This window comes from Pseudomonas sp. ABa2 (assembly GCF_056676075.1).
In genome coordinates, this window is the sequence record NZ_CM155239.1 from 4,303,642 (window position 1) to 4,328,149 (window position 24,508).

26 protein-coding genes, 3 tRNA genes, 1 pseudogene and 1 riboswitch are annotated in these 24,508 nt (G+C 67.9%); of the genes and pseudogenes, 18 read left to right on the forward strand and 12 right to left on the reverse strand.

Annotation, left to right across the window (positions count from 1 at the left end):
* Positions 1-64: 64 nt before the first annotated feature.
* Positions 65-1,033, forward strand: coding sequence for a threonine dehydratase (locus AC1G9C_RS20925; RefSeq protein ID WP_480408692.1), 969 nt, complete (start codon positions 65-67; stop codon positions 1,031-1,033).
* Here AC1G9C_RS20925 and amn read toward each other — a convergent pair whose 3' ends face one another.
* Entirely contained in the window at positions 1,034-2,506 is a 1,473-nt protein-coding gene (gene amn / locus AC1G9C_RS20930; protein WP_021443513.1) for an AMP nucleosidase, read from the reverse strand.
* A gap of 65 nt (positions 2,507-2,571) precedes the next feature.
* Positions 2,572-2,901 carry a DUF3703 domain-containing protein gene (locus AC1G9C_RS20935; RefSeq protein WP_480408693.1) on the reverse strand — a complete coding sequence of 110 codons (330 nt, stop codon included), beginning with the start codon at positions 2,899-2,901 and terminating at the stop codon, positions 2,572-2,574.
* Positions 2,902-3,005: 104 nt separating this feature from the next.
* Here AC1G9C_RS20935 and AC1G9C_RS20940 point away from each other — a divergent pair, with 104 nt between their 5' ends.
* Positions 3,006-3,728, forward strand: a complete 723-nt coding sequence (locus AC1G9C_RS20940; protein WP_480408694.1) for a hypothetical protein — start codon at positions 3,006-3,008, stop codon at positions 3,726-3,728.
* A gap of 9 nt (positions 3,729-3,737) precedes the next feature.
* Here the strand turns inward: AC1G9C_RS20940 and AC1G9C_RS20945 are convergent, their stop codons facing one another.
* On the reverse strand, positions 3,738-4,418 hold the full coding sequence (locus tag AC1G9C_RS20945; RefSeq protein ID WP_457788885.1) for an energy-coupling factor ABC transporter permease: 681 nt from the start codon (positions 4,416-4,418) through the stop codon (positions 3,738-3,740).
* Between the two features lie 55 nt (positions 4,419-4,473).
* A riboswitch (cobalamin riboswitch) is annotated at positions 4,474-4,672 on the reverse strand.
* A 324-nt stretch (positions 4,673-4,996) separates the two neighbouring features.
* On the opposite strand from AC1G9C_RS20945, the gene AC1G9C_RS20950 reads away from it, so the two are divergent.
* The gene (locus tag AC1G9C_RS20950) at positions 4,997-5,740 is read left to right on the forward strand and encodes a carbonic anhydrase (protein WP_480408695.1); all 744 of its coding nucleotides are present in this window, start codon (positions 4,997-4,999) and stop codon (positions 5,738-5,740) included.
* Between the two features lie 53 nt (positions 5,741-5,793).
* On the opposite strand, the gene AC1G9C_RS20955 is transcribed toward AC1G9C_RS20950, so the two are convergent.
* The 3 genes from AC1G9C_RS20955 to AC1G9C_RS20965 form a co-directional block, all read right to left on the reverse strand.
* Positions 5,794-7,443 carry an acyl-CoA dehydrogenase family protein gene (locus tag AC1G9C_RS20955; RefSeq protein ID WP_480408696.1) on the reverse strand — a complete coding sequence of 550 codons (1,650 nt, stop codon included), beginning with the start codon at positions 7,441-7,443 and terminating at the stop codon, positions 5,794-5,796.
* On the reverse strand, positions 7,440-8,081 hold the full coding sequence (locus AC1G9C_RS20960; protein ID WP_480408697.1) for a TetR/AcrR family transcriptional regulator: 642 nt from the start codon (positions 8,079-8,081) through the stop codon (positions 7,440-7,442). Before AC1G9C_RS20960 ends, AC1G9C_RS20955 begins: the two co-directional genes overlap by 4 nt.
* A 140-nt stretch (positions 8,082-8,221) precedes the next feature.
* Positions 8,222-10,630: a 7TM diverse intracellular signaling domain-containing protein gene (locus AC1G9C_RS20965; protein WP_480408698.1), complete on the reverse strand. Its 2,409-nt coding sequence runs from the start codon at positions 10,628-10,630 to the stop codon at positions 8,222-8,224.
* 221 nt (positions 10,631-10,851) lie between these two features.
* Between AC1G9C_RS20965 and AC1G9C_RS20970 the strand changes: the two genes are divergently transcribed.
* From AC1G9C_RS20970 to AC1G9C_RS20990, 5 genes are all read left to right on the forward strand, one after another.
* Entirely contained in the window at positions 10,852-11,649 is a 798-nt protein-coding gene (locus AC1G9C_RS20970) for a bifunctional hydroxymethylpyrimidine kinase/phosphomethylpyrimidine kinase (RefSeq protein ID WP_397497885.1), read from the forward strand.
* Positions 11,646-12,275 carry a thiamine phosphate synthase gene (gene thiE / locus AC1G9C_RS20975; RefSeq protein ID WP_480408699.1) on the forward strand — a complete coding sequence of 210 codons (630 nt, stop codon included), beginning with the start codon at positions 11,646-11,648 and terminating at the stop codon, positions 12,273-12,275. The genes AC1G9C_RS20970 and thiE overlap by 4 nt, the downstream gene beginning before the upstream one ends.
* A gap of 22 nt (positions 12,276-12,297) precedes the next feature.
* Positions 12,298-13,587 carry a glutamate-1-semialdehyde 2,1-aminomutase gene (gene hemL / locus AC1G9C_RS20980; RefSeq protein WP_122108970.1) on the forward strand — a complete coding sequence of 430 codons (1,290 nt, stop codon included), beginning with the start codon at positions 12,298-12,300 and terminating at the stop codon, positions 13,585-13,587.
* Positions 13,587-14,219 (forward strand): DUF6962 family protein, encoded by a 633-nt coding sequence (locus tag AC1G9C_RS20985; RefSeq protein ID WP_480408700.1) that lies wholly within the window; start codon positions 13,587-13,589, stop codon positions 14,217-14,219. Before hemL ends, AC1G9C_RS20985 begins: the two co-directional genes overlap by 1 nt.
* 106 nt (positions 14,220-14,325) lie before the next feature.
* Positions 14,326-14,874, forward strand: coding sequence for a tetratricopeptide repeat protein (locus AC1G9C_RS20990; RefSeq protein ID WP_021443091.1), 549 nt, complete (start codon positions 14,326-14,328; stop codon positions 14,872-14,874).
* Between the two features lie 31 nt (positions 14,875-14,905).
* Here the strand turns inward: AC1G9C_RS20990 and AC1G9C_RS20995 are convergent, their stop codons facing one another.
* Entirely contained in the window at positions 14,906-15,229 is a 324-nt protein-coding gene (locus AC1G9C_RS20995; RefSeq protein ID WP_021443092.1) for a DUF1820 family protein, read from the reverse strand.
* 171 nt (positions 15,230-15,400) lie between these two features.
* Here AC1G9C_RS20995 and miaB point away from each other — a divergent pair, with 171 nt between their 5' ends.
* The 6 genes and pseudogenes from miaB (at position 15,401) to yacG (ending at position 20,126) form a co-directional block, all read left to right on the forward strand.
* Positions 15,401-16,744, forward strand: coding sequence for a tRNA (N6-isopentenyl adenosine(37)-C2)-methylthiotransferase MiaB (miaB, locus tag AC1G9C_RS21000; protein ID WP_480408701.1), 1,344 nt, complete (start codon positions 15,401-15,403; stop codon positions 16,742-16,744).
* Positions 16,745-16,832: 88 nt separating this feature from the next.
* Positions 16,833-17,825: a PhoH family protein gene (locus AC1G9C_RS21005; protein WP_480408702.1), complete on the forward strand. Its 993-nt coding sequence runs from the start codon at positions 16,833-16,835 to the stop codon at positions 17,823-17,825.
* A pseudogene (gene ybeY / locus AC1G9C_RS21010) lies at positions 17,818-18,289 on the forward strand (rRNA maturation RNase YbeY); the annotation flags it as partial. The gene AC1G9C_RS21005 and the pseudogene ybeY, both read left to right, overlap by 8 nt.
* Before the next feature lie 15 nt (positions 18,290-18,304).
* Positions 18,305-19,144 (forward strand): HlyC/CorC family transporter, encoded by an 840-nt coding sequence (locus tag AC1G9C_RS21015; RefSeq protein WP_021443096.1) that lies wholly within the window; start codon positions 18,305-18,307, stop codon positions 19,142-19,144.
* A 182-nt stretch (positions 19,145-19,326) separates the two neighbouring features.
* Complete coding sequence (coaE, locus tag AC1G9C_RS21020; protein ID WP_021443097.1) at positions 19,327-19,935, forward strand: dephospho-CoA kinase; 609 nt, start codon at positions 19,327-19,329, stop codon at positions 19,933-19,935.
* Positions 19,932-20,126 (forward strand): DNA gyrase inhibitor YacG, encoded by a 195-nt coding sequence (yacG, locus tag AC1G9C_RS21025; RefSeq protein WP_021443098.1) that lies wholly within the window; start codon positions 19,932-19,934, stop codon positions 20,124-20,126. Before coaE ends, yacG begins: the two co-directional genes overlap by 4 nt.
* A gap of 26 nt (positions 20,127-20,152) precedes the next feature.
* Here yacG and AC1G9C_RS21030 read toward each other — a convergent pair whose 3' ends face one another.
* Together AC1G9C_RS21030 and AC1G9C_RS21035 are read right to left on the reverse strand one after the other, a co-directional pair.
* On the reverse strand, positions 20,153-20,368 hold the full coding sequence (locus AC1G9C_RS21030; protein WP_480408703.1) for a hypothetical protein: 216 nt from the start codon (positions 20,366-20,368) through the stop codon (positions 20,153-20,155).
* 81 nt (positions 20,369-20,449) lie between these two features.
* Complete coding sequence (locus AC1G9C_RS21035; protein WP_021443100.1) at positions 20,450-21,139, reverse strand: energy-coupling factor ABC transporter permease; 690 nt, start codon at positions 21,137-21,139, stop codon at positions 20,450-20,452.
* A 128-nt stretch (positions 21,140-21,267) separates the two neighbouring features.
* Between AC1G9C_RS21035 and AC1G9C_RS21040 the strand changes: the two genes are divergently transcribed.
* The 4 genes from AC1G9C_RS21040 (at position 21,268) to AC1G9C_RS21055 (ending at position 23,987) form a co-directional block, all read left to right on the forward strand.
* On the forward strand, positions 21,268-21,897 hold the full coding sequence (locus tag AC1G9C_RS21040) for a DUF1780 domain-containing protein (RefSeq protein ID WP_021443101.1): 630 nt from the start codon (positions 21,268-21,270) through the stop codon (positions 21,895-21,897).
* Positions 21,894-22,424, forward strand: a complete 531-nt coding sequence (locus AC1G9C_RS21045; protein WP_122108962.1) for an MOSC domain-containing protein — start codon at positions 21,894-21,896, stop codon at positions 22,422-22,424. Before AC1G9C_RS21040 ends, AC1G9C_RS21045 begins: the two co-directional genes overlap by 4 nt.
* 24 nt (positions 22,425-22,448) lie before the next feature.
* Entirely contained in the window at positions 22,449-22,622 is a 174-nt protein-coding gene (locus AC1G9C_RS21050; RefSeq protein WP_021445286.1) for a DUF3094 domain-containing protein, read from the forward strand.
* Positions 22,623-22,685: 63 nt separating this feature from the next.
* The gene (locus AC1G9C_RS21055; RefSeq protein WP_480408704.1) at positions 22,686-23,987 is read left to right on the forward strand and encodes an NAD(P)/FAD-dependent oxidoreductase; all 1,302 of its coding nucleotides are present in this window, start codon (positions 22,686-22,688) and stop codon (positions 23,985-23,987) included.
* Between the two features lie 170 nt (positions 23,988-24,157).
* On the opposite strand, the gene AC1G9C_RS21060 is transcribed toward AC1G9C_RS21055, so the two are convergent.
* The 3 genes from AC1G9C_RS21060 to AC1G9C_RS21070 form a co-directional block, all read right to left on the reverse strand.
* Positions 24,158-24,233 (reverse strand) — tRNA-Lys (locus AC1G9C_RS21060).
* 5 nt (positions 24,234-24,238) lie between these two features.
* Positions 24,239-24,315: transfer RNA gene (locus tag AC1G9C_RS21065), tRNA-Pro, on the reverse strand.
* Positions 24,316-24,324: 9 nt separating this feature from the next.
* Positions 24,325-24,400 (reverse strand) — tRNA-Asn (locus AC1G9C_RS21070).
* Positions 24,401-24,508: the final 108 nt, after the last annotated feature.

Consider the following 24,508-nt stretch of genomic DNA (forward strand, 5'->3'; position numbering starts at 1 on the left):
TAAAGATTTACCCATACAATGCGCCGCACTAGCATCCGGGTCAACGCCACTCGGAGTGCCCGTCATGTTCGACCTCACCCAACTGCGCCAGAGCGCGCAACTGGTTCACCGTCATATGGCGCCGACACCGCAACTGGCCTGGCCACTGCTGGCCCAGCGCCTGGGCTGCGAGCTGTGGGTCAAACACGAGAACCACGCGCCCACCGCGGCCTTTAAGGTGCGTGGCGGGCTGGTCTATATCGACGCCCTGTTGCGCCGCGAGCCGCAGGTGCGCGGGCTGGTCACCGCCACCCGCGGCAACCACGGCCAGAGCCTGGCGCTGGCTGCGCGCCAGGCCGGCCTGGCGATCCGCATTCTGGTGCCGCACGGCAACGCGCGTGAGAAGAACGCGGCGATGCGCGCCCTCGGCGCCGAGGTGATCGAACATGGCCGCGACTTCGACGAGGCGCGCGCCGAAGCCGCGCGCCTGGCCGAACGCGACGGCCTGCACTGGGTACCGTCACTGCACGAGGATCTGGTACGCGGCGTGGCCACCTATGCACTGGAGCTGCTGGAAGCGCTGCCGAACCTGCGCCGGGTCTATGTGCCCATCGGCCTCGGCTCGGGCATCTGCGGCATGATCCGCACCCGCGACCTGCTCGGCCTCGACACCGAGATAATCGGCGTGGTCGCCAGCGGCGCCGATGCTTATGCGCAGAGCTTCGAGCAGGGTTGCCTGGTACAGACCGAACGCGCCGACACCCTGGCCGACGGCATGGCCTGCCGCCAGCCGCAGCAGCTGGCGCTGGACATGATCCGCGCCGGCGCCGCGCGCATCGTGCGCGTGACTGATGAGGAGATTCGCGCCGCGATCCGCGTCTACCACGAGGACACCCACAACCTCGCCGAAGGCGCCGGTGCCGCCGCCCTGGCCGCCTTGATGCAGGAGCGCGAATGCAACGCCGGCCAGCGCGTGGCGGTGGTGCTCAGCGGTGCCAATATCGACCGCCTGGCACTGGCCGAGCTGCTGCGCGACGAGGTCGCAGCCGCCTGATCAGCGAAACGGCGGCTCGTCGAAGCTGCGCAGCTTGCGCGAGTGCAGCGAGTCGAGCTGGCTGCGCATCAGCTCCAGCGCGGCGATGCCGATGCGCAGGTGCTGGGTCACGGCGCGCTCGTAGAAGGCGCCGGCCGCGCCGGGCAGCTTGATCTCGCTGTGCAGCGGCTTGTCCGACACGCACAGCAGCGTGCCGTAGGGCACCCGCAGGCGGTAACCCTGCGCCGCGATGGTGCCGCTTTCCATATCCACGGCGACGGCTCTGGACAGGTTGATCAGTGGCCGCTCCTGGGCCCAGCGCAGCTCCCAGTTGCGGTCGTCGTAGGTCAGCACGGTGCCGGTGCGCAGGCGTTTCTTCAGCTCGTCGCCCTGCTCGCCGGTGACCAGCTTGGCCGCCTCCTGCAGCGCCTGCTGCACCTCGGCCAGCGCCGGCAGCGGGATATGCGGCGGCAGCACGCGATCCAGAATGCCGTCGCGGCGCATATAGGCGTGGGCCAGCACGTAGTCGCCGATGGTCTGCGACTGACGCAGGCCGCCGCAGTGGCCGATCATCAGCCAGCAGTGCGGACGCAGCACGGCCAGGTGGTCGGTGATGTTCTTGGCGTTGGACGGGCCGACGCCGATATTGACCAGGGTGATGCCGTGGCCGTCATCGGCCTGCAGGTGATAGGCCGGCATCTGGTAGCGGTGCCAGATGACGTTCTCGATGATCGCCTGCATCTCGCCTTCGGCCATGCCGCGCTCGACCACCACGTTGCCCGGCAGCACCAGGCGGGTGAAGCGCGAGTCGCCTACCAGCATGTCCAGACCATGGCGGATGAACTGGTCGACGTAGCGGTGGTAGTTGGTCAGCAGAATCCACGGCTGCACGTGGCGCCAGTCGCTGCCGGTGTAGTGCACCAGGCGGCGCAGGGAGAAATCCACCCGGGCCGCGTCGAACAGCGCCAGCGGCAGCGGGTCGGTGTTCTCCCAGTCGTACAGGCCGTCGGCGGTGCCGTCGGTGGCGGCGGACAGGTCGGTGCTGGGGAACACCCGCGCCAGCTCGGCGGCGGTCACCCCGCTGCCGGCCAGCTCGTCGCCCTGCTCCACCACGTAGGGATAGGGAATGTTCTGCTGGCTCATGCCGACTTCCACGCGCAGGGTGAAGTCGTGCATCAGCGGCCGCAGCTGCTCCAGCAGGTATTTGCGAAAGGCCGCCGGCTGGGTCACGGTGACGCTGTAGGTACCCGGCACCTGCACCTTGGCGTAGGCGCGCACGGTGGTCGGCACCTCGCCCTGGCACAGGTAGGTCAGGCGCAGCTCGGGATAGCGGAACAGACAATGCTCGCCGGCGTCGGGCTTGATGCGCTCCTTGAGGTAGCGTTTCAGCGCCCGGCTGAGGGCGCCGGTGGCCTGCTGGTGGAGGGCGGCGAGGCGGTCGACCGCCTCTTCCGGGGTAAAGGCAACGACGAATTCATCGGCACAGGGTTTCACGGCGCACCTTCCTGGTTGATCGAACGCCCCTATCTTGCCTGTTCCGGCAGCGCCAGGCATAGCGCTCAGCGCAGCAGGCGAGCAAGATCCTCCGGCACGGGCTGCGGCGTCAGCGGCCCGACCCGGCGCGTGCCGGGATTGCCCAGCGGGTAGAGGCCCAGCAGCGACCCCAGGCTGCCCGGCAGACGCAGCAGCTGCGCGACCAGCTCGGCCCAGTCGCGCCGGCGCCAGGCCCACAGCAGCATCAGCCAGTGGCTCAGGCCGTGCTGGAGAAAACTCGGCTGGCTGAGGATATGGGCACGCTCCAGATGGCGCAGTTCGCCCGCGGCATCGCCCAGGCAGCGCAGACGGCGGGCCAGTTGCAGTTCGTGGTGGAAGGCTTGGCGACGGTTCATGGCGGTGCTCCAGAGTAGGCGACCGGGACAGTCTGCAAGCCTGGGGCGGCCCCGCGGTCAAGCGACTAGGCTTAGCCGCATAGCGCCTGCCCGAGGGCCGCCCCATGCCACGCCTGCTCAGCCTGCTCCTGCTGCCCCTGCTCGCTCCCGTCCTGCTCGCCGGCGAGCTGGACGGCCACTACCACGCCAACCTCGACGGCCTGCCGGCCGAACTGATCCTGAACAGCCAGGGCCAGACGGTGGAAGGGCAGTATGTGGAAAACCAGCGTCTGCGCCTGAACCTCAAGGGTCATTACGACGGCCAGTTGCTGCGCGCCGAGATCAGCGACCCGCAGTCCGGGCTGGTGATCGCCAATATGAACGCCACCTACGCCAACGCCATGCTCAACGTCAGCATCGCCGCGCGCGACCCGCGCAACGGCCAGGTGCTGGAGCGCCAGGCGCTGTTCCAGCGTGGCGCGCCGGCCGACGCGCCAGTCGCGGCGAAACGCCTGGACCCGGCGCTGATCGGCACCTGGATTCACGAGAAGCAGATCAACAGCGGCGGCGCCAGCTTCGCCGCTTTCGCCACCCTGCTGACCCTGCAGCTGGGCGCCGACGGCAGCGTCGCACAATGGAGCCTGGCGGCCGGCGGCGGCAGCGACTGGAGTTTCAACAGCCCGGGCGAACTGCAGTACCGCGGCCGCTGGCGCAGCGACAACGGCGTGCTGCTGGTGCGCCTGGACGGCGCCGCCTACTACCAGCCCGCCGCTTACTATCGCTTCAGCGACCCGTACCTGGTCACCGAGAGCAATACCGGCAAGATGATCTGGCAGCGCCGCAAGTAACGCTACGGGTCAGGCGGCCTGGTGCAGGCGCACGTTGAACAGCGGACCCTGGCTGAAACGCGCCAGCGCCTTGGCCGCGGCCAGCACGCCCAGATCGATCAGCGGCTCGATCAGGATCACGCTCATGTAGGCCAGGCCGAAGCTGCCCACCGCCGCCAGGTTGTCGCCGGCGAAGCCCTGACCGTAGAAGGCCCAGAACGCCACCCAGGCGACGATGCCGCCCTGGTAGGCGGTCGACAGCGCCAGCGCCTGCTTGTAGGAGAGATCCACGTAGGCGGTGCCCGGCGCGACGATGCGCTTGGCCAGCAGCTGGATGCCCCACAGCGGCAGCAGCAGGGTGGTGACGTTCATGCCGTACTGCGGCAGGTCGAACTGGGCGAACAGCAGCCCTTGCAACAGCAGGCCGACGGCCAGACCGATGGCCGCGGCGCCGGCGCCGAACAGCAGCAGCAGGGTCGAGCCGAGGATCAGGTGGACCTCCGAGACGCCCACCGGATGACGCGGCAGGACCTCGAAGAAGCAGAACACCAGGGCGGTGGTCAACAGGCTGCGTAGCGCCAGGGCGACCACCCCGCCGTTGTCGCGGATGGCATCGCGGGCCAGTTTGGCGGTCAGGCCGAGGCCGGTGACGGCAGTGGCGTAGCTGAGCAGGATCTTGGCGCCTTCGACGACGCCGGGTTCGATATGCATAAGGGTTCCTTGGTCGCGCCCACCGCGCGACGATCCGGATGGAGGGGATGGGCGCAAGCGCCCGACGGCGATGGCAGGTCTCCTGGCTCGCGGCTCGACACTTCGCCCGCCTTCCCGGCCTGTGGGCCAGTGGCATATGGGCGTCGTTCGCCGCTTACAGTTGCGGGGGCAGCCAGGGCATTGGCGACGCGGCGCCGCACCCTGTTCCCTTTTCATCCGACCCTGGGGCCGGAACCATCGGCGGCCACCTTACCCGGCCGCACGGACAAAAGACAGCGCCCGCTCTCAACCGCGCCCGCACCAGGCTCCTCGGCGAGATTCGGAACCCACCAGAGCCGGGCCTGTCACTGATCTGTCGCTCGCGTCGCGACGGCTGAGGGGCATCCGCGGCAGGAGCGCCTCACTGGCTGAGCAGATGCGGTGCTGGAGGCGCTCGCTTCCCCGCCAGTGCGGCAACCGTCACGTTGCGCGCGGGTATATGTAACCATTTATTACAAGGCAATCGTAGTGTTCCTGCACCCGCGCCGACTGCAGATCACGCGAGCCCGCAGATCCATCATCCGGTAACGAGAGCGCATATGAAGAAACCCCTGATCGTCGCGTTGACAGCCCTGTTCGCAACCGGCGCCATGGCTGCCGAGCAGCAACCGCACTGGAACTACCAGGGCAAGGAGGGCCCCGCACACTGGTCCCAGCTGGCCCCAGGCTACGAAACCTGCGCGATTGGCCATGCCCAATCGCCGATCGACATCCGCGATGCCACGCGAGCCTCCCTGCCGCGCATCATGTTCGACTACCAGGCCAGCCCAGCGGAGGTAGTGAACAACGGCCACACCGTCCAGGTGAACCTGGCCAATGCCGGCGGCGTCGAGATCGACGGCGAGCCCTACCGCCTGGTGCAGTTCCATTTCCACACGCCAAGCGAGGAGCACATCGCCGGGCGGGCATTCCCGATGGTCGCGCACTTCGTCCACCAAGCCGCCGATGGCCGCCTGGCGGTGGTGGCAGTGCTGTTCAGGGAAGGCGAGCAGAATCAGGCTCTGGGTCAGGTGTTCGATGCCATGCCGACCAGGGCGGGCGAGAAAGTCGAGCTGGCCGACAGCTTCGCCCCGCAAACCCTACTGCCGCCGCAGCAGGGCTACTATGCCTTCGCCGGCTCGCTGACCACCCCGCCGTGCAGCGAGAACGTGCAATGGCGCGTACTGAAGCAGCCGGTCGAGCTGTCCCAGGCGCAACTGGCACAGTTCCGCCACCTGTACGCGATGAACGCGCGGCCGATCCAGCCACTCAATGGCCGAGAAGTGCTGGAGAGCGACGACTAAAGCCTCCTGCCGCTGATGCGCCGACTGGATGGCCGGCGCGTCCCCCCCTTCCCTCAGCCCAGCTGCGGCATGCTGCGCGCCAGCAGTGCTTCGACGTCGACGCCGCGCGGCAGGGTGCCGTAGACCCGGCCGCGGCCTTCCAGGCGGCTGGCGATAAAGGCGTCGGACACCGTGGCGTTGCCGGCCTCCAGCAGCAGCTTGGCCTGCAGCGCCACGGCCACGTCCTCGGTGAGCTGGCGGGCGCGGTACTGGATGTCGGCGGTATCCGCAAAGTCGGCCTTCAAGCGCTGGATATGCGCCTTCAGACGGGTATCGCCGTGACCGTCGCCCAGCTCGGCGAACAACGCGTCGAGCACGCCCGGCTCCTTGGACAGTGCACGCAGCACGTCCAAACATTGCACGTTGCCCGAGCCTTCCCAGATCGAGTTGACCGGCGCTTCGCGGTACAGGCGCGGCAGGATGGTTTCCTCGACGTAGCCGGCGCCGCCCATGCATTCGCTGGCCTCGTAGATCATTTCCGGCGCGCGTTTGCAGATCCAGTACTTGCCCACGGCGGTGACCAGGCGGGCGAACTTGTCTTCCTGCGCGTCATGCAGGTGATCCAGCGCGAGGCCCATGCGCATGGACAACGCCAGCGCCGCCTCGCTCTCCAGCGCCAGGTCGGCCAGCACGTTCTGCATCAGCGGCTGGTCGGCCAGCAGCTTGCCGCCGACCTGGCGGTGCGCACAGTGGTGCGCGGCCTGGGTCAGCGCCTGGCGCATCAGGCTGCTGGAGCCGACCATGCAGTCGAAGCGGGTCATGGCCACCATCTCGATGATGGTCGGCACGCCGCGCCCCTCCTCGCCGAGCATCCAGGCGAAGGCGCCGCGGTATTCCACCTCGCTGGAGGCGTTGGCCCAGTTGCCCAGCTTGTTCTTCAGGCGCTGGATGTAGAACTGGTTGCGCGTGCCGTCCGGACGGTGGCGCGGCAGCAGGAAGCAGGACAGGCCCTTGTCGGTCTGCGCCAGGGTGAGGAAGGCGTCGCACATCGGCGCCGAGCAGAACCACTTGTGCCCGACCAGCTCGTAGGCCTGCCCCGGCCCGCCGATGCCGACCGGATAGGCGCGGGTGGTGTTGGCGCGCACGTCGGTGCCGCCCTGTTTCTCGGTCATGGCCATGCCGATGGTGACACCGCTCTTCTGCTCCATCGGCAGGTTGCGCGGGTCGTACTGGCTGGAGAGGATCTTCGGCAACCACTGCTCGGCCACGTTCGGCTGTAGGCGGATGGCCGGCACGGCGGCGAAGGTCATGGTCAACGGGCAGCCGCTGGCGGCCTCGGCCTGGCTGTGCAGGTAGGTCAGCCCGGCGCGAGCGACATGGGCGCCGGCGCGCGGATCGGTCCAGGGTAGCGACGGCAGGCCGTGCTCGATCGCGGTGCGCATCAGCTCGTGGTAGGCCGGATGAAATTCCACCAGGTCGATGCGGTTGCCGTAGCGGTCATGGCTCTTGAACACCGGCTTGTTCTCGTTGGCGAGGAAACCGGCCTGCATCAGCGCCCCGCCAGCCAGCGCGCCGTAGGCGTGCAGCCTGTCCTCGGCCCAGCCGCCAGCGAAGCGCCGAACCCACTCCTGCAGCGGCAGGTCGAGGCGATAGAGGTTGGCGCCGTCCAGGCTCGGCACCTGGTTGAACACCTCGTGGGTTTCGGCATGCAGGCTGGGTTTCATCGCGGCAGTTCCTCGGCGCCGACGGCGCGCAGGCAGAAGGTGACCAGGCTGGCGCTGACGTCGGCCAGCTCCAGGGCGGGGTGGCCCGCCGCACGGGCGGCGCGGGCCGGGGGAGAGAGCGGGCCGATCAGGGCCTCGGCGATGGCGCCGACCAGGCAGGCGGCGACCAGGCCGACCTGCTCGAGGCGAAATTCGCCGCGGCGCACGCCCTCCTCGAGCAGATCGGTAAAGAGTTCGGCGTAGGCCTCGCGGTACAGCAGGCGCTGCTCGTCCACCTCGGGGTCGACCGGCTCGGCGATCAGGGCGAAGGCCAGGCGGCGGCTGTGCCAGGCGCGCGCGGCGAACTGTTCGAGGCCGGCGCGCAGGCGCTGCGGCGCACTGCCCGGCGCGCGCAGGGTGGCGGCCAGGGCATCGACCTCGCGCTGGCTGGCGTCGGCGAACACCTCGGCGGCCAGTTCGCCCTTGCTGCGAAAATGCCGGTACAGGCTGCCGGTGGCGATGCCGACGTCCTCGGCCAGCGCCTGCATGGTCAACGCAGCGAAGCCGCCATCGACCACCCGCTGCAGGGCACAGACGAGGATGCGTTGACGCAACGCCTGATCGCGGTCGAGCCGCGCTTCGCTGGGACGGTAGGCCATGGTCTGAATCCCGATTCACATGGCATCAGTGAATCAGGATTCAGACCATGTCTAAAGCGACGTTCTGGCCAAAACTGCGGCCGAATGGGCGTCAGAATGCAAGGCGCCCGCAGGAGAGCAGGCGCGCGGCGCCAGCAGGTTCAGGACGAGCTGGTGGTCAGCGAAGGGCTCGCCGGGCGGCACAGCACCCAGTCGTGCAGCAGCACGCGCAGCTCGTCGAACTTCACCGGCTTGGCCAGGTAGTCGCTCATTCCCGCGGCCAGGCAGCGTTCGCGGTCACCGCTGTGGCTGTGCGCGGTGATCGCCAGCACCGGCAGCTCGGCGCAGCCCGGTAGGGCACGCAGCGCACGGCAGGTGGCGAAGCCGTCCATCACCGGCATCTGGCAGTCGAGCAGTACCGCGTCCACCGTCTCGCTGCGCAGCAGTTCCAGAGCTTCGGCGCCGTTGTCGGCGGTGCGCACGCGGTAGCCGAGCTTGAGCAACATGCCGCGGGTGACCAGCTGGTTGATCGCGTTGTCCTCGACGATCAGCACGCTGCACTGCTGCGCCAGGCGCTGCAGCGCGCCGCCCGGCGCTCGACCGGGACGCGCGGCCGCCACCGGCGGCTGTAGCGGCAGGGTCAGCGGCACGTCGAGGCGAAAGCGGCTGCCCTGCCCCGGCTGCGACTCGTGGCCGAGGCTGCCGCCGAGCAAGTCGACCAGTTGCCGGCAGATCGCCAGGCCGATGCCGAGGCCGCCGTACTTGCGGGTCATCGAGCCGTCGAGCTGCTGGAAGCGCCGGTAGAGCAGGCCGTCGTCCGGCTCGAAACCGATGCCGGTGTCGCTCACCAGCACGCTCAGCGGCAGGCAGTCGCCGCCGTTGCCGGCGCGGCCGACCTGCAGGGTCACGCCCCCCTGGCTGGTGAACTTGATGGCGTTGTCCAGCAGATAGCCCAAGGCCTGGGCCAGCTTGGCGGCATCGCCTTCGAGGATATCGGGCAGGCTGTCGTCCAGTTCCAGGTCGAAGCGCAGCCCCTTGTCCTGCGCCCGCGGCGCGTACTGCGCGCGCAGGCCGTCGAACAGGCCGCGCAGGCTGAACGGCTCGCGCCGCGGGTAGAGCTTGCCGGCCTGCAGTTCGGTGAGGGCGAGGATGTCGTTGACCATGCGCATCATGTCGCGCGCCGAGCTGGCGGCGGTGCGCTGGTACTGGGCCAGTTCGACGTCCAGGCTGACCGTCTGCATCAGCTCCAGCGAGCCGATCACCCCGTTCATCGGCGTACGCAGCTCGTGGGTGACGGTGGCGAGGAACTCGTCCTTGAAGCGGTTGCTGTTGGCCAGCTCCTGGTTCAGCGCCTCCAGCTTGCGCCCGGCCTCCTGGAGGATGCGCGTACGCTCCTCCTTCATCGCGTTGATGCGGTCGGCCAGTGCCAGCGACAACAGGCCCACTTCCAGCGCCGAGCCGATCTGGCTGGCGTACATGGTGAGAAACACGTTGGGCAGGTAGCCGAGCACCATCAGGGTGTTGATCGCCCCGCCGATCAGGAAGGCGCTCCAGGCGATGATGAAGTAGCGTGCCACGCGCATGCCGCGCAGCCAGGCCAGCACCCCGGCGCTGAAGATCGCCACGGTGAACAGCAGCGCCAGGTAGGTGGCCAGGCGCAGCGCGGTGGCGTAGCTGACGCTCAGCGCCAGGATCATCACCGCGGCGCCGCAGGCCATCAGCAGCAGCAGCAGGCGGTCGATCCAGGGGCTGTGTTCGCCGGTGTGCAGGAAGCTGCGGGCGAACTGGCAGCCGAACAGCGCCGCCGAGCCGATCAAAAAGGGCGTGGCGGCGTTGGCCCACCAGGGGTTGTCGGGCCAGAAGTACTCGATGCCGGCGCCGTTGACCGACACCTGGTAGAGGCCGAACGAGGCGATATAGAGGATGTAGTAGAGGTAGCTGGTGTCGCGCACGCTGAGGAAGATGAACAGGTTGTACACCAGCATCACCAGCAGCACGCCGTAGATGATGCCGAGCACGTAGATGCGCCCGGGCTGCTCTTCCAGGTAGGCGTTGGGCGCCCACAGCGTCAGCGGCGCCTGGATCGAGCCTTGGCTCTCCAGGCGCAGGTAGAGGCGCTGCGGCTGGCCCGGCGCCAGGTTGAGCTCGAACAGGTAGTTGTTCTGCTTGATCTGCCGGCTGACGAAGGGCAAGGCGTCGCCGGTGCGCTGCGCCAGGACGAAGCCGCCGTCGGCGTCGGGCAGGTAGAGTTCCAGGTGATCCAGCGGCGGGTAGGCCAGTTCCAGCAGCCAGTTACGCGCGCCGGTCGCCTGCTGCGGGCGGTATTCCAGGTCCAGGCGCAGCCAGAACACCGAGCGCGAATAGCCGGCGTTGAGCACCGGCTTGTCGTGCCGGCGGAAGCTGTCCTGCAGCGCCGGCGAGGCGATGTCGTCGATGCTGGCATCGCCGCGCACGTCCTCGAACACGTGCATGGCCTGACCCAGCGGCAGGCTGCGGCTGTGTTCGTCGAACACCAGGGCGCTGGCCAGGCCAGGCATCCATATAAAGAGACAGAACAGAAGGTAGCGCATGCGGTCCGGCCAGAACCCGCTACGGCGCACCGGGAGCCGCCCGCTCACCGCTCGCACGCCGCCCTGGGCAGAGTTGTCGATAGCGCGGCACTCTAGCACAGGCACCGCCGCTCGGAAGGCGCAGAAGCCTGATCCAGCCGACAGTTTTTCCATCGCGCGGCACCGCGCCGCAGGCGACCGGGCGGTCTCGCCCGAGCGATTTGGTGGTAAGCTCGGCGGCCATGAACATGACCCATTCCCGCCCCGTAGTGCTCTGCCTGTCCGGCCACGACCCCAGTGGTGGTGCCGGCCTGCAAGCCGATATCGAAGCCCTGCTGGCCCAGGGCTGCCACGCCGCCCCGACGGTAACCGCGCTGACCGTGCAGGACACGGTCGACGTCGCCGACTTCCGCGTGCTCGACCGCGACTGGGTGCTGGCCCAGGCCCGTACAGTGATCGCCGACCTGCCGGTGGCCGCCGTCAAGCTGGGCATGCTCGGCTCGACGGAGATGGTCGACACCGTGCTCGAGCTGATGAGCCAGCTGCCCGGCGTGCCGCTGGTCTGTGATCCGGTGCTGCGCGCCGGCGGCGGCGGCGCCCTGGGCAAGGACGAAGTCGGCTACGCCATGCGCGAACGGCTGTTCGCCGTATCGACCATCGCCACGCCGAACCTGCCGGAAGCGCGCATCCTTGCCGAACTGCCGGACGGCACGGCCGATGAATGCGCCGAGAAGCTGCTGCCCCATATCGAATACCTGCTGATCACCGGCGGCCACGGCGACGAGCGCGAGGTGCACAACCGCCTGTATTGCCGCGACGGCAGTCGCCACGACTTCACCTGCCCGCGCCTGCCCGGCAGCTACCACGGCTCCGGCTGCACCCTGGCCAGCACCCTGGCCGGCCGCCTGGCGCTGGGCGAGGAGCTGGTCAGCGCGGTGAAGAGCGCCCTCGACTACACCTGGCGCACCCTGCGCGACGCCGAACAACCCGGTCGCGGTCAGTACATCCCGCGCCGCCTGCCGCTGGACTTCGCCCAATGACTGCGGCGCTGCGCGGCCTCTACGCCATCACCGACACCCCGCTGCTGGCCGGCGGCAAGCTGCTGCCCTACGCCGAGGCCGCGCTGCGCGGCGGCGCGCGTCTGCTGCAGTACCGCGACAAGTCCGCCGATGCCGTGCGCCGTTTCGACGAAGCCCAGGCCCTGGCCGAACTCTGCGCCCGCCACGGCGCCACGCTGATCATCAACGACGACCTGGAGCTGGCCGCACGCCTGAACGTCGGCCTGCACCTGGGCCAGAGCGACGGCTCGCTGGCCACGGCCCGCGCCCGCCTCGGTGCCGCTGCCGTGATCGGCGGCACCTGCCATGCCCAGCTGGAGCTGGCCGAGCGCGCAGTCGCCGAAGGCGCCAGCTACATCGCCTTCGGCCGTTTCTTCAACTCCAACACCAAGCCCGGCGCCCCGGCCGCCACCCTGGAACTGCTGGACGAGGCGCGCGCGCGCTTTGCCCAGCCCATCGTCGCCATCGGCGGCGTGACCCTGGACAACGCCCCCGGCCTGATCGCCCGCGGCGCCAGCCTGGTCGCGGTGATCCACGCCCTGCTCGCCGCGGACTGCGCCACCGAGGTGGAAGACCGCGCCCGCGCCTTCGCCGCGCTGTTCGACTGATTCGTTTGTAGAGAGACCTGCCATGTCCCGTTCCGAAATTTTGTTCACCAACGCGCAGAAACACATCCCCGGCGGCGTCAACTCGCCGGTGCGCGCCTTCAAGAGCGTCGGCGGCACCCCGCTGTTCTTCAAGCACGCCGAAGGCGCCTATGTGGTGGACGAAGACGACAAGCGCTACGTCGACTACGTCGGCTCCTGGGGCCCGATGATCCTCGGCCACAGCCACCCGGAGGTGCTCGACTCGGTGCGTCGCCAGCTGCAGCACGGCCTGTCCTACGGCGCGCCGACCGCGCTGGAAACCGAGATGGCCGAGCTGGTCTGCTCGCTGGTGCCGTCGATGGAGATGGTGCGCATGGTCAGCTCCGGCACCGAGGCAACCATGAGCGCCATCCGCCTGGCCCGTGGCTACACCGGCCGCGACAGCATCATCAAGTTCGAAGGCTGCTACCACGGCCACTCCGACAGCCTGCTGGTCAAGGCCGGTTCCGGCGCCCTGACCCAGGGCGTACCGAACTCCGCCGGCGTGCCGGCGGCCTTCGCCAAGCACACCCTGACCCTGCCGTTCAACGACATCGACGCTGTGGCCGAGTGCCTGGCGCAGGTCGGCAAGGAAGTCGCGTGCATCATCGTCGAGCCGGTGGCCGGCAACATGAACTGCGTGCCGCCGGCGCCGGGTTTCCTCGAAGGCCTGCGCGCGCTGTGCGACCAACACGGCGTGGTGCTGATCTTCGACGAGGTGATGACCGGTTTTCGCGTCGCCCTCGGCGGAGCCCAGGCGCACTACGGCGTCACCCCGGACCTGACCACCTTCGGCAAGATCATCGGCGGCGGCATGCCGGTCGGCTGCTTCGGCGGCAAGCGCGCGATCATGGAGTGCGTCGCCCCGCTCGGCCCGGTCTACCAGGCCGGCACCCTGTCGGGTAACCCGCTGGCCATGGCCGCCGGCCTGACCACCCTCAAGCTGATCAGCCGCCCGGGCTTCCACAGCGAACTCTCCGACTACACCACGCGCATGCTCGACGGCCTGCAGCAGCGGGCCGATGCCGCCGGCATCCCCTTCGTCACCACCCAGGCCGGCGCCATGTTCGGCCTGTACTTCAGCGGCGCCGACGACATCGTCACCTTCGCCGACGTGATGGCCAGCGACGTCGAACGCTTCAAGCGCTTCTTCCACCTGATGCTGGACGGCGGCGTGTACCTGGCGCCCAGCGCCTATGAAGCCGGTTTCACCTCCATCGCCCACGGCGAGGCCGAACTGCAACTGACCCTGGACGCCGCCGAGCGCGCCTTCGCCGAACTGAAAAAAGCCTGATGCAGTACAGCACCGCGCTCTCCGACGGCGTGCTCGCGCTGGCCTGCCTGGCCTGCGCGCTGGTCATCGGCAAGGCCCGCAAGCACTATGGCGAGGCCGATCAGCCGGCGCTGTTCTGCGCCCTGCTGGGTTTCCTGCTGCCGGCCGCGGCGGCAGGCGTCGGCATGCTGCGCTACGGCTTCGACCCCAGCTGGCAGGGCGCGCACCTGTGGCTCTCCCAGGCCAGCAGCTTTCTCGCCCTGCCCCTGCTCGGCGCCGCCGCCCTGGCGCTGGGCCGCGGCTGGGCCTGGAGCCGGCCGAACTGGGGACGCATCGTGCTGGGGCTGTGCGCCTTCTTCGAGCTGTTCCGTCAGCTCGGCTACCTGGAGGACTACCGCCTGGCGCTGAACCTGGCCACCCTGGCGCTGATTCTCTACGCCGGCGCCCTGCAGTGGCCGCGGCGCGCGCCGCCGGCCGCTGCCGCGGCGGTGGTCGGATTGTTTCTGCTGGCCGGCCTGGCGGTGGGTACCGAGGGTTTCATCGGCCCGCTGCGCCGCGTCGACCTGTTCCACGGCCTGCTCACCCCGGCCTATCCGCTGCTGGCCTGGCTGCTGCTTAGCCTGCCGGGCAGCGCACGGCAATCGACCGGGTAAAGGTTTTGTAAGAAGCGCGCGGTTTATTTCATAATGCGACGGCCGGCACGCTTTACGCCGGCCGGGCATGTCCCCCACCCCGAACCGCCGAGGTCCCGTTATCCAGATGAACCGCACCGGCCGCACCCTGACCCTGGGCTGCCTGTTGCTTTTCCTCCCGCTGTTCGCACACGCCGGCGGCAACTCCCTGTTGATCCCCGCAACCGGCAGCTGCGCCCTCAACGGCGCCCCCGAAGACCTGCCCGAAGCGCTGGCCAGCTGCCAGGAAATGGCCCGCGGCGGCAACGTCCAGGCGGCCTTCGAGCTCGGCGAATACCACTACGACGGCAAACGCGCCCCGCGCGACCTCAAGCAGGCGCTGACCTGGTTCGAACGTGCCTCGCTGCAGGGGCATGCCGAGGCGCAGCTGCGCCTGGGCACCATGTTCTTTCGCGGCGAAGGGGTGCCGGCGAACAACGTGCAAGCCTATATCGTGCTGAAGATGGCCTCGGTCAACGGTTCGGACGAGGCCATGGACACCGCCGACCTGGTGTCGGCGCAGATGCGCCGCGACGAGCTGGAGATCGCCAGCCAGGTGCTGGGACAGATCTTCCGCAACTACCTGCTGGAGCTGCAGGCCGCCGAGGGCCGCTCGCCCTTCGCGCCCTTGCCCTGACCCTACCTACCTGTAGCTCGTGGCCTGCCGCTTACTTGTCCGGCATCGGCATGGGAAACGGCATGACGTTGCCGCCGCCCTTGGCTTCGCTGATCTTCGGCGTGCCCAGGCGCTCCACCTCGTCGATGCGGATGATCGCGTGCATCGGCACGAAGCTGCGCACCACGCCGTCGAACTGGGCCTTGAGCTTCTCCTCGCTGGGGTCGACCACCACCTGGGTACGCTCGCCGAAGACGAACTCCTCCACCTCCAGGAAGCCCCACAGATCGCTCTGGAAGATCTGCTTGGCGTACATCTCGTACACCTGGCCCTGGTTGAGGAAGATCACCTTGTAGATGGGGTCGCGTTTGCTCATGAAGACTCGAAGTCAGGAAAAACGGGGGCAAGCAGAATAGCACAGCGCACAAGGCTAGCCTGGATGAAATCTGGGCCATGCAATGCTTGCGGCTTGCGGCAGCTCTTGTAGCCTGATGCCCGCCGCTCCCCTATAATGCGCGGTCATTTTTTAACCAGCCCAGACAGTGCCATGACCAAGAAGCTCTATATCGAAACCCACGGTTGCCAGATGAACGAGTACGACAGCTCGCGCATGGTCGACCTGCTGGGTGAGCATCAGGCCCTGGAGGTCACGGAAAAACCCGAAGAAGCCGACGTCATCCTGCTCAATACCTGCTCGATCCGCGAAAAAGCCCAGGACAAGGTGTTCTCCCAGCTCGGTCGCTGGCGCGAGCTGAAGTTGGCCAACCCGGATCTGGTGATCGGCGTCGGCGGCTGCGTGGCCAGCCAGGAAGGTGCGGCGATCCGCGACCGCGCGCCCTACGTCGACGTGGTGTTCGGCCCGCAGACCCTGCACCGCCTGCCGGAAATGATCGACGCCGCACGCAGCACCAAGACCGCCCAGGTCGACATCAGCTTCCCCGAGATCGAGAAATTCGACCGCCTGCCCGAGCCCCGGGTCGACGGCCCCAGTGCCTTCGTCTCGGTGATGGAAGGCTGCAGCAAGTACTGCACCTTCTGCGTGGTGCCCTACACCCGCGGCGAGGAGGTCAGCCGGCCGCTGGCCGACGTGCTGCTGGAGATCACCCAACTCGCCGACAAGGGGGTCAAGGAAGTCACCCTGCTCGGCCAGAACGTCAACGGCTACCGCGGCGCGGCGCCGGACGGGCGCATCGTCGATTTCGCCGAACTGCTGCATGCGGTGGCGGCGCTCGACGGCATCGAGCGCATCCGCTACACCACCAGCCACCCGCTGGAGTTCTCCGACGCGATCATCGCCGCCCACGCCGAGATCCCGCAGCTGGTCAAATACCTGCACCTGCCGGTGCAGTCCGGCTCGGACCGCATCCTCGCGGTGATGAAGCGCAACCACACCGCGCTGGAATACAAGTCGCGCATCCGCAAGCTGCGCGCCGCGGTGCCGGACATCCTGATCAGCTCGGATTTCATCGTCGGCTTCCCCGGCGAGACCGAGAAGGATTTCGAGCAGACCATGAAGCTGATCGACGACGTCGGCTTCGACTTCTCCTTCTCCTTCATCTACAGCGCGCGTCCCGGCACGCCGGCAGCCGATCTGGTCGACGACACCGCGGACGAGGTGAAGAAGCAGCGCCTGGCCATCCTCCAGCACCGTATCAACCAGTACGGCTTCGAGAATAGCCGACGGATGGTCGGCAGCGTGCAGCGCATCCTGGTCAGCGACTACTCGAAGAAGGACCCGGGCATGCTCCAGGGCCGCACCGAGCAGAACCGCATCGTCAACTTCCGTTGCGACAATCCGCGGCTGATCGGCCAGTTCGTCGACGTGCATATCGACGACGCCCTGCCCCACTCGCTGCGCGGCACCCTGCTCGACGGACAGGGCCTCCACTAAAGCCGTAGCCGCCCGCGCTTTGCGTCTTGGGCGGCCGGCGTTATGCTTCGATTCACTACCCCAGCCGACTGGCGGCCATCACACGACCTTGAACGCTCCCCTAGAACCCCATCGTTTCGTCCTCGAACCCTTCGAGGCACGCCGTTTCGCCAATCTCTGCGGCCAGTTCGACGAACACCTGCGCCTGATCGAAGAACGCCTCGGCCTGGAGATCCGCAACCGCGGCAACCAGTTCGAGCTGCTCGGCAGCAGCGACAAGGCCCAGGCTGCCGAGCAACTGCTGCGCCGCCTGTACCGTGAGACCAAGGCCAACGAACTGTCACCCGACCTGGTGCACCTGTACCTGCAGGAGTCCGGTGTCGAGGAACTGGTCAACCCCAGCAGCGCGCCACAGGTCAGCCTGCGCACGCGCAAGGGAGTGATCAAGCCGCGCGGCGCCAACCAGCAGCGCTACGTCAAGGCCATCCTCGACCACGACATCAACTTCGGCATCGGCCCGGCCGGCACCGGCAAGACCTATTTGGCCGTGGCCTGCGCGGTGGACGCCCTGGAGCGCGAGCAGGTGCGGCGCATCCTGCTAGTGCGCCCGGCGGTGGAAGCCGGCGAGAAGCTCGGCTTCCTGCCCGGCGACCTGGCGCAGAAGATCGACCCCTACCTGCGCCCGCTGTACGACGCGCTCTACGAGATGCTCGGCTTCGAACAGGTGGCCAAGCTGATCGAGAAGCAGGTGATCGAGGTCGCGCCGCTGGCCTATATGCGCGGCCGCACCCTGAACAACAGCTTCATCATCCTCGACGAGAGCCAGAACACCACGGTCGAGCAGATGAAAATGTTCCTCACCCGCATCGGTTTCGGTTCCACCGCAGTGATCACCGGCGATATCACCCAGGTCGACCTGCCGCGCGGCACCAAGAGCGGCCTGACCCACGTGATCGACGTGCTGCGCGACGTGCCGGGCATCAGCTTCACCCACTTCAAGCCCAAGGACGTGGTGCGCCACCCCCTGGTGCAACGCATAGTCGAGGCCTACGAGCGCCACGACAACCGCCTGCACGGCAAGGTCGAGGACGGCGATGCTTGAACTGGACCTGCAACTGGCCAGTGACGGCCAGCACCCCGACGAAGCCCAGCTGCGTCACTGGTGTGAACTGGCCCTGCGCCAGCGCACCGCCGACTCCGAACTGACCATCCGTCTGGTCGACGAAGCCGAAGGCCGCGAGCTGAACCGCACCTGGCGGCACAAGGACTACGCCACCAACGTGCTGTCCTTCCCCGCCGAGATTCCTGACGGGATTCTCGATATCCCGCTGCTGGGCGACCTGGTGATCTGCGTGCCGGTGCTCGAGCGCGAGGCCGCCGAGCAAGGCAAGACGCTGGAGGCGCACTGGGCCCACCTGGTGATCCACGGCTGCCTGCACCTGCTCGGCTACGACCATATCGAGGAAGACGAAGCCCTCGAAATGGAACAACTGGAACGACAATTGCTCGCCGAACTGGGTCATCCCGACCCTTATGCCGGCGACGAATAACCCTCCTGACAAGGAACCCCGAGTAAACGCCATGAGCGAAGACCGATCGAGCAACGAGCAGAAGTCCTGGTTGAACAAACTGACCCAGGCTTTTGCTCATGAGCCGAAAAACCGCCAGGAACTGCTGGAAGTCCTGCGCGAAGCCCACCAGAACAAGCTGCTCGACAGCGAGGCCCTGGCCATTGTCGAGGGCGCCATCCAGGTCGCCGACCTGCAGGTACGCGACATCATGGTGCCGCGCTCGCAGATGATCAGCATCAAGGCCAGCCAGACGCCGCGCGAATTCCTCCCCGCCATCATCGACGCCGCCCACTCGCGCTACCCGGTGATCGGCGAAAGCCTCGACGACGTCATCGGCATCCTCCTGGCCAAGGACCTGCTGCCGCTGATCCTCTCGGGCGAGCAGCCCAGCTTCAACATCAAGGACCTGCTGCGCCCGGCCACCTTCGTGCCCGAGTCCAAGCGCCTCAACGTGCTGCTGCGCGAGTTCCGCGCCAACCACAACCACATGGCCGTGGTGATCGACGAGTACGGCGGCGTCGCCGGCCTGGTGACCATCGAGGACGTGCTCGAGCAGATAGTCGGCGATATCGAGGACGAGCACGACGTCGAGGAAGACGGCTATATCAAGCCGCTGCCGTCCGGCGACTTCCTGATCAAGGCGCTGACGCCGATCGACAGCTTCAACGAGACCTTCGACAGCGAGTTCTCCGACGACGAGTACGACACCGTCGGCGGCCTGGTGATGAACGCCTTCGGCCACCTGCCCAAGCGCAACGAGGTCACCGAGATCGGCGAGTTCCGCTTCCGCGTGCTCAACGCCGACAGCCGCCGCATCCACCTGCTGCGCCTGACCCCGGTCAATCGCTGAGCCGGCGCAGCCCGTGGCCCGGATTGGCCGCCGGCGTAATCCGGGGGATTGCCCCCCGGATACATCCGGGCCACGCCGCGGCTCGATCGCTATAGCGGCCGCGCACTGGCGGATTGTTCGCTTCGCTGCCGAATCCACCCTACAATCGCGGCCTTGAGCAGCAACGGGACCGCAACCTCGCTATGAAACCCTGGATTCTCGGCCTGACCGGCGGCATCGGCAGCGGCAAGAGCGCGGTGGCGCAAGGCTTTATCGAGCGCGGCGTGCACCTGGTGGACGCCGACCATGCCGCGCGCTGGGTGGTCGAACCCGGTCGCCCGGCGCTGAGCAAGATAGTCGAGCATTTCGGCGCCGGCGTGCTGCAGGCCGACGGCCAACTGGACCGCGCCGCCCTGCGCCGACTGGTGTTCGCCGACCCCGAACAGCGCCGCTGGCTGGAAGCGCTGCTGCATCCGCTGATCGGCCAGGAGATCGTCCAGGTGCTGGCGCGCGCCGAGTCGCCCTACGCCATCCTGGTGTCGCCGCTGCTGGTCGAATCCGGCCAGCAGCGCCTGACCCAGCGCGTGCTGGTGGTCGATACCCCGGTGGAGCTTCAGGTGCAGCGCACCATCGCCCGCGACCAGAGCAGCGAGGAGCAGGTGCGCGCGATTCTCCAGGCCCAGGCCAGCCGCGAGGAACGCCTGCGCCACGCTGACGACGTGCTGCTCAACGACCGCGACCTGGCCTGGCTGGATGCCGAGGTCGAACGCCTGCACACCTTCTACCTGACCCTGCGCGGAGGCCAGCCATGACCACCACAGTGCAATGCCCCACCTGCGGTGCGCCCGTCGAGTGGAAAACCGAAAATACCTACCGCCCGTTCTGCAGCGAACGCTGCAAGCTGATCGATCTCGGCGCCTGGGCCGCCGAGGAGCACGCCATTCCCGGTGACCACCTGGAAGACGAACTGTTCAGCGGCGAACTGCCGACGCGGCCGCACTGAGCAGCAGGCCCTGCGTCCAGCGCTCTTCAGGGCCGCATAAAGGCGTAATCGCGCTCGTCGTCGAGGTTGTCGGCGAGAAACTGCAGCTCGTGCGCCAGCTCCTGCGCATCGCGCAGCCCCCTGTTCTGCTCGACGACCTCCGCCAGCAGCGCGCGCAACGCCAGCAGGCGGTCGAAGCCCTGCGCCTCGGCGCCCTGCAGCTCCGCCTCCAGGGCGATTCGGGCCCAACTGTGAATGCTCATGCGCGACTCCTCGATGGTTTGCTCCAGCATGGCGCGAAACCACGGCGCGGCATTGATCCGGATCAAGCGGCGCAGCCGGATTCACTCGTCGCGCTCGTCCTCCTTCCACGGCGCCTGCAGGTAGCGACTGCGATTGAAGGTCTCCAGCCAGTCCGGGTAGAACACCACCAGCGCGGTGACCACGGTGCCGTTGATAAAGGCCTCGGGAAACATCACCAGCCACAGGTAGCCGGCGAAGTCGTCCAGCCAGGGCGGCATGGGGAACAGGCCGTCCAGCCACAGCAGGCCGAGACCGCCGAGCAGGGTCAGCAGGGTGGCCAGCGCCGCCGGGAAGAAACCGCAGAAGAAGATGTAGACGAACAGGTTGCGCGGCTGCGCGCGCTCCACCCGCAGCGCGCACAGTTCGGTGACCAGCACCGGGATCAGCACCAGCAGCACGCCGTTGACGCCGAGCGCGGCCAGGTCCTGGCGGCCGATGGCGAGCAGGCCGAGTTGTGCCGCCAAGCCGGCCAGCACCGCCAGTGGCCAGTCCAGCAGCAGGGTCACCGCGGTCATGCCGATGAAGTGGTAGGACAGCCCCGAGTCGAAATCGCGGCGCACCAGCCACAGCAGGAACAGCCCGAGCATGGTGCCGAACAGCAGATGCTGGCGGCGCAGGTCGCTGCACAGCTCCAACCAAGGTGCCCGCCAAACGGCCCAGAGCAGCGCCGGCAGGTAGATCAGCCAGCCGGCCGCCAGGGTGGTGCCCGCCAGCAACTCCGCCGCGATCATGCCTCCGCCCCGCTTTCGTCGTCTCTGCGCATGCCATCCTCCGCTCGCTGCCGGGCAGTCTACACCGGCCGCTGGCGGCGGACGACTCGCGCTGGCAAGCCCCCCCGGCGCGGGGCTAAGCTAGGTTCATGGACGACTCCGATTACCTGCGTCTACTCACGCACCAAGCCGAACAAGCCAACGCCTTTCTCTCCAACGCCAAGAAGTGGGAGCGCGAGCGCTGGGTCTGCCAGCGCCTGCTGCAGGCGCTCAACGTCGCCCAGCGCAACGAGGATTTCAGCCCCAGCGGGCAGGAGCCGCCGGACGTGCTGTTTCGCGACGCCAACTTCGAAGTATTCTTCGTCCTCGACGAGGGCCGCCGCCTCAACGACGAATGGCGCGCCGAGCTGGAACGCCGGCGCAGCGCCTTCTCCCTCAGCCAGCTGGTGCGCCGCGAAGCCCGCCCCAAGCGCATCCCCGCCAGCGAGCTGCAGGCGCGCCTGGCGCCCACCCTGCGCAAGAAGGCGCACAACTACCGCGAGCGCGGCATCGACCTGGGCGAACTGGACCTGATCGCCTTCGTCAGCCTCAAGCGCGCCGCGCTGGACTGCAACAGCCACTTCCCGCCGCCCACCGAATACCTGCGCCAGGGCTGGCGCTCGCTGTCGCTGGTCGGCCCGCGTTTCGCCCGCGTGCTGTTCGCCCACCCGGACGCCCCGGATTTCCTGCGCCAGAACCTCGGCCGCAGCCTGCTGTTCGACATCGGAATCAGCCTGTGAGGTCGCTGCAGGAGCTGCTCGCCGAGGTGCCGCAGGTCGGCCGGGTACGCTGGATAGGCGTGCGCCCGGCCGCACGCGCCGCCATGCTCGAGGTCGAGGCCGTGCAGGCCCGCCGCGAAGCCGGGCTGACCGGCGATCACAGCCGCCCGGGGCCGCGCAACGCGCGCCAGGTGACGCTGATCCAGTGGGAACACCTGGCGGTGATCGCCGCCCTGCTCGGCCACCAGGCGCCGCTGCCGCCCAGCGAGCTGCGGCGCAATATCGCCGTCGCCGGCATCAACCTGTTCAGCCTCAAGGGTCGGCGCTTTCGCATCGGCCAGGCGCTGCTGGAAACCACCGGCTGGTGCCAACCCTGCGCCAGGCTGGAGCAGCGCCTCGGCCGCGGCACCTTCCAGGCCATGCGCGGCCACGGCGGCATTACCGCGCGGGTGCTGGAAGGCGGCATCATCCGCCTGGAAGATAGCGTGCAGGTGCTTGACCAGCCGGACAACGAGGCTCGCCAAGCCTGGCGGGCAAGCCTAGAATAGCCGCATTCGAGCAGAGGCCTCCCGATGACCAGCCGCCTGAGCCCCGACGACCAGCAAAAGGTCGATCACTACCTGAGTGCGCCGCAACACCAGGTCGAGCGCCAGCCCTTCCGGGTCTGGCGCCTGCTGGCCATCATCCTCTGCGTGGTCGTCGGCCTCGGCCTGCTGAGCCGCTTCCTGAGTCGGTTGGTGCTATGAGCTGCCTCGCGCTCGCCCGATCGGACTCGCACCGTCTTTTTCAAAGCCTTGTGAGCATCATCCATGTCCCATCGCATCGTGATTGTCGGCGGCGGCGCCGGCGGTTTGGAGCTGGCCACCCGTCTGGGTAGAAAACTCGGCAAGAGCGGCGCGGCCCGCATCGTTCTGGTCGACGCCAATCTCACCCATATCTGGAAGCCCCTGCTGCACGAAGTGGCCGCCGGCTCGCTGAATTCCTCGGAAGACGAGCTGAACTACGTGGCCCAGGCCAAGTGGAACAGTTTCGAGTTCCAGCTCGGCCGCATGAGCGGCCTGAATCGGGCTGCCAAGACCATCACCCTGGCGCCGACCCTGGACGACGACGGCCAGGTGCTGATGCCCGAGCGGCAGATCGCCTACGACAGCCTGGTGCTCGCCGTCGGCAGCACCACCAACGACTTCGGCACCCCCGGCGCAGCCGAGCACTGCCTGTTCCTCGACACCCGCGAGCAGGCCGAGCGCTTCCACCGGCGCATGCTCAGCCACTACCTGCGCGCCCACGCCAACGAAGGCGAGGACGGTGCGCAGATCAACATCGCCATAGTCGGTGCCGGCGCCACCGGCGTCGAACTGGCGGCCGAGCTGCACCATGCGGCGCAGCAGCTGGCGGCCTATGGGCTCAACCGCATCCGCCCGGAAAACATGCGCATCACCCTGATCGAGGCCGGCCCGCGGGTGCTGCCGGCACTGCCCGAGCGCATCGCCCGGCCGGTGCACCAGACCCTGGAAAAGCTCGGTGTCACCGTGCTCACCGGCGCCGCCGTCAGCGAGGTGCGCGCCGAGGGGCTGCAGACCGCCGACGGCAATTTCATCCCGGCCAGCCTCAAGGTCTGGGCCGCCGGCATCCGCGCCCCGGGCTTCCTCAAGGAGCTCGACGGCCTGGAGAGCAACCGCATCAACCAGCTGCAGGTGCGCCCGACCCTGCAGACCACCCTGGACGACGACGTGTTCGCCTTCGGCGACTGCGCCGCCTGCCCGCAGCCGGGCAGCGAAGGCCGCAACGTGCCGCCGCGCGCCCAGGCCGCGCACCAGCAGGCCTCGCTGCTGGCCAAGTCGCTGCGCCTGAAGATCAGCGGCCAGCCGCTGCCGGAGTACCGCTACCGCGACTACGGCTCGCTGATCTCGCTGTCGAGCTTCTCCGCGGTGGGCAACCTGATGGGCAACCTGACCGGCAGCGTGATGCTGGAAGGCTGGCTGGCGCGGGTGTTCTACGTGTCGCTCTACCGCATGCACCAGATGGCCCTGTACGGCCCGCTGCGCACCCTGCTGCTGATGCTCAGCGACCGCATCGGCCGCAGCACCGAGCCGCGCCTGAAGCTGCACTGAAAGCGGCCGCCATGCGGCCTTCCGATGCCCCTCTCCCGCCGGGAGAGGGGCGACAAGCACGCAGCCCGGATGAAATCCGGGGCAGGTATTCAGCGGCGAGAATGCCCCGCTGCAAAAGCCGACACGCAGAAACGACGAAGCCCGCACAAGGCGGGCTTCGTCGTTCTATATGGTGGGTCGTGTAGGATTCGAACCTACGACCAATTGGTTAAAAGCCAACTGCTCTACCAACTGAGCTAACGACCCAAATATGGTCGGGGTAGGGGGATTCGAACTCCCGACATCTTGCTCCCAAAGCAAGCGCGCTACCGGACTGCGCTATACCCCGTCTGGAATTTGGCTCCGCGACCTGGACTCGAACCAGGGACCCAATGATTAACAGTCATTTGCTCTACCGACTGAGCTATCGCGGAACTTCGGTATTCCATCTCTTCGGCGTTTCGGCTATTTGCTTTCCCGCTTCAGAGGCGCGCCATTTTACGTCGCAAAACTTCCCTGTCAACCCCTGCAAACTGCTTTTA

Coding starts and splice junctions, on each gene's coding strand:
- AC1G9C_RS20925 (WP_480408692.1), top strand. CDS start 65: ATGTTCGACCTCACCCAACTGCGCCAGAGCGCGCAACTGGTTCACCGT.
- AC1G9C_RS20935 (WP_480408693.1), bottom strand. CDS start 2,901: ATGAACCGTCGCCAAGCCTTCCACCACGAACTGCAACTGGCCCGCCGT.
- AC1G9C_RS20940 (WP_480408694.1), top strand. CDS start 3,006: ATGCCACGCCTGCTCAGCCTGCTCCTGCTGCCCCTGCTCGCTCCCGTC.
- AC1G9C_RS20945 (WP_457788885.1), bottom strand. CDS start 4,418: ATGCATATCGAACCCGGCGTCGTCGAAGGCGCCAAGATCCTGCTCAGC.
- AC1G9C_RS20950 (WP_480408695.1), top strand. CDS start 4,997: ATGAAGAAACCCCTGATCGTCGCGTTGACAGCCCTGTTCGCAACCGGC.
- AC1G9C_RS20955 (WP_480408696.1), bottom strand. CDS start 7,443: ATGAAACCCAGCCTGCATGCCGAAACCCACGAGGTGTTCAACCAGGTG.
- AC1G9C_RS20960 (WP_480408697.1), bottom strand. CDS start 8,081: ATGGCCTACCGTCCCAGCGAAGCGCGGCTCGACCGCGATCAGGCGTTG.
- AC1G9C_RS20965 (WP_480408698.1), bottom strand. CDS start 10,630: ATGCGCTACCTTCTGTTCTGTCTCTTTATATGGATGCCTGGCCTGGCC.
- AC1G9C_RS20970 (WP_397497885.1), top strand. CDS start 10,852: ATGAACATGACCCATTCCCGCCCCGTAGTGCTCTGCCTGTCCGGCCAC.
- thiE (WP_480408699.1), top strand. CDS start 11,646: ATGACTGCGGCGCTGCGCGGCCTCTACGCCATCACCGACACCCCGCTG.
- hemL (WP_122108970.1), top strand. CDS start 12,298: ATGTCCCGTTCCGAAATTTTGTTCACCAACGCGCAGAAACACATCCCC.
- AC1G9C_RS20985 (WP_480408700.1), top strand. CDS start 13,587: ATGCAGTACAGCACCGCGCTCTCCGACGGCGTGCTCGCGCTGGCCTGC.
- AC1G9C_RS20990 (WP_021443091.1), top strand. CDS start 14,326: ATGAACCGCACCGGCCGCACCCTGACCCTGGGCTGCCTGTTGCTTTTC.
- AC1G9C_RS20995 (WP_021443092.1), bottom strand. CDS start 15,229: ATGAGCAAACGCGACCCCATCTACAAGGTGATCTTCCTCAACCAGGGC.
- miaB (WP_480408701.1), top strand. CDS start 15,401: ATGACCAAGAAGCTCTATATCGAAACCCACGGTTGCCAGATGAACGAG.
- AC1G9C_RS21015 (WP_021443096.1), top strand. CDS start 18,305: ATGAGCGAAGACCGATCGAGCAACGAGCAGAAGTCCTGGTTGAACAAA.
- coaE (WP_021443097.1), top strand. CDS start 19,327: ATGAAACCCTGGATTCTCGGCCTGACCGGCGGCATCGGCAGCGGCAAG.
- yacG (WP_021443098.1), top strand. CDS start 19,932: ATGACCACCACAGTGCAATGCCCCACCTGCGGTGCGCCCGTCGAGTGG.
- AC1G9C_RS21030 (WP_480408703.1), bottom strand. CDS start 20,368: ATGAGCATTCACAGTTGGGCCCGAATCGCCCTGGAGGCGGAGCTGCAG.
- AC1G9C_RS21035 (WP_021443100.1), bottom strand. CDS start 21,139: ATGATCGCGGCGGAGTTGCTGGCGGGCACCACCCTGGCGGCCGGCTGG.
- AC1G9C_RS21040 (WP_021443101.1), top strand. CDS start 21,268: ATGGACGACTCCGATTACCTGCGTCTACTCACGCACCAAGCCGAACAA.
- AC1G9C_RS21050 (WP_021445286.1), top strand. CDS start 22,449: ATGACCAGCCGCCTGAGCCCCGACGACCAGCAAAAGGTCGATCACTAC.
- AC1G9C_RS21055 (WP_480408704.1), top strand. CDS start 22,686: ATGTCCCATCGCATCGTGATTGTCGGCGGCGGCGCCGGCGGTTTGGAG.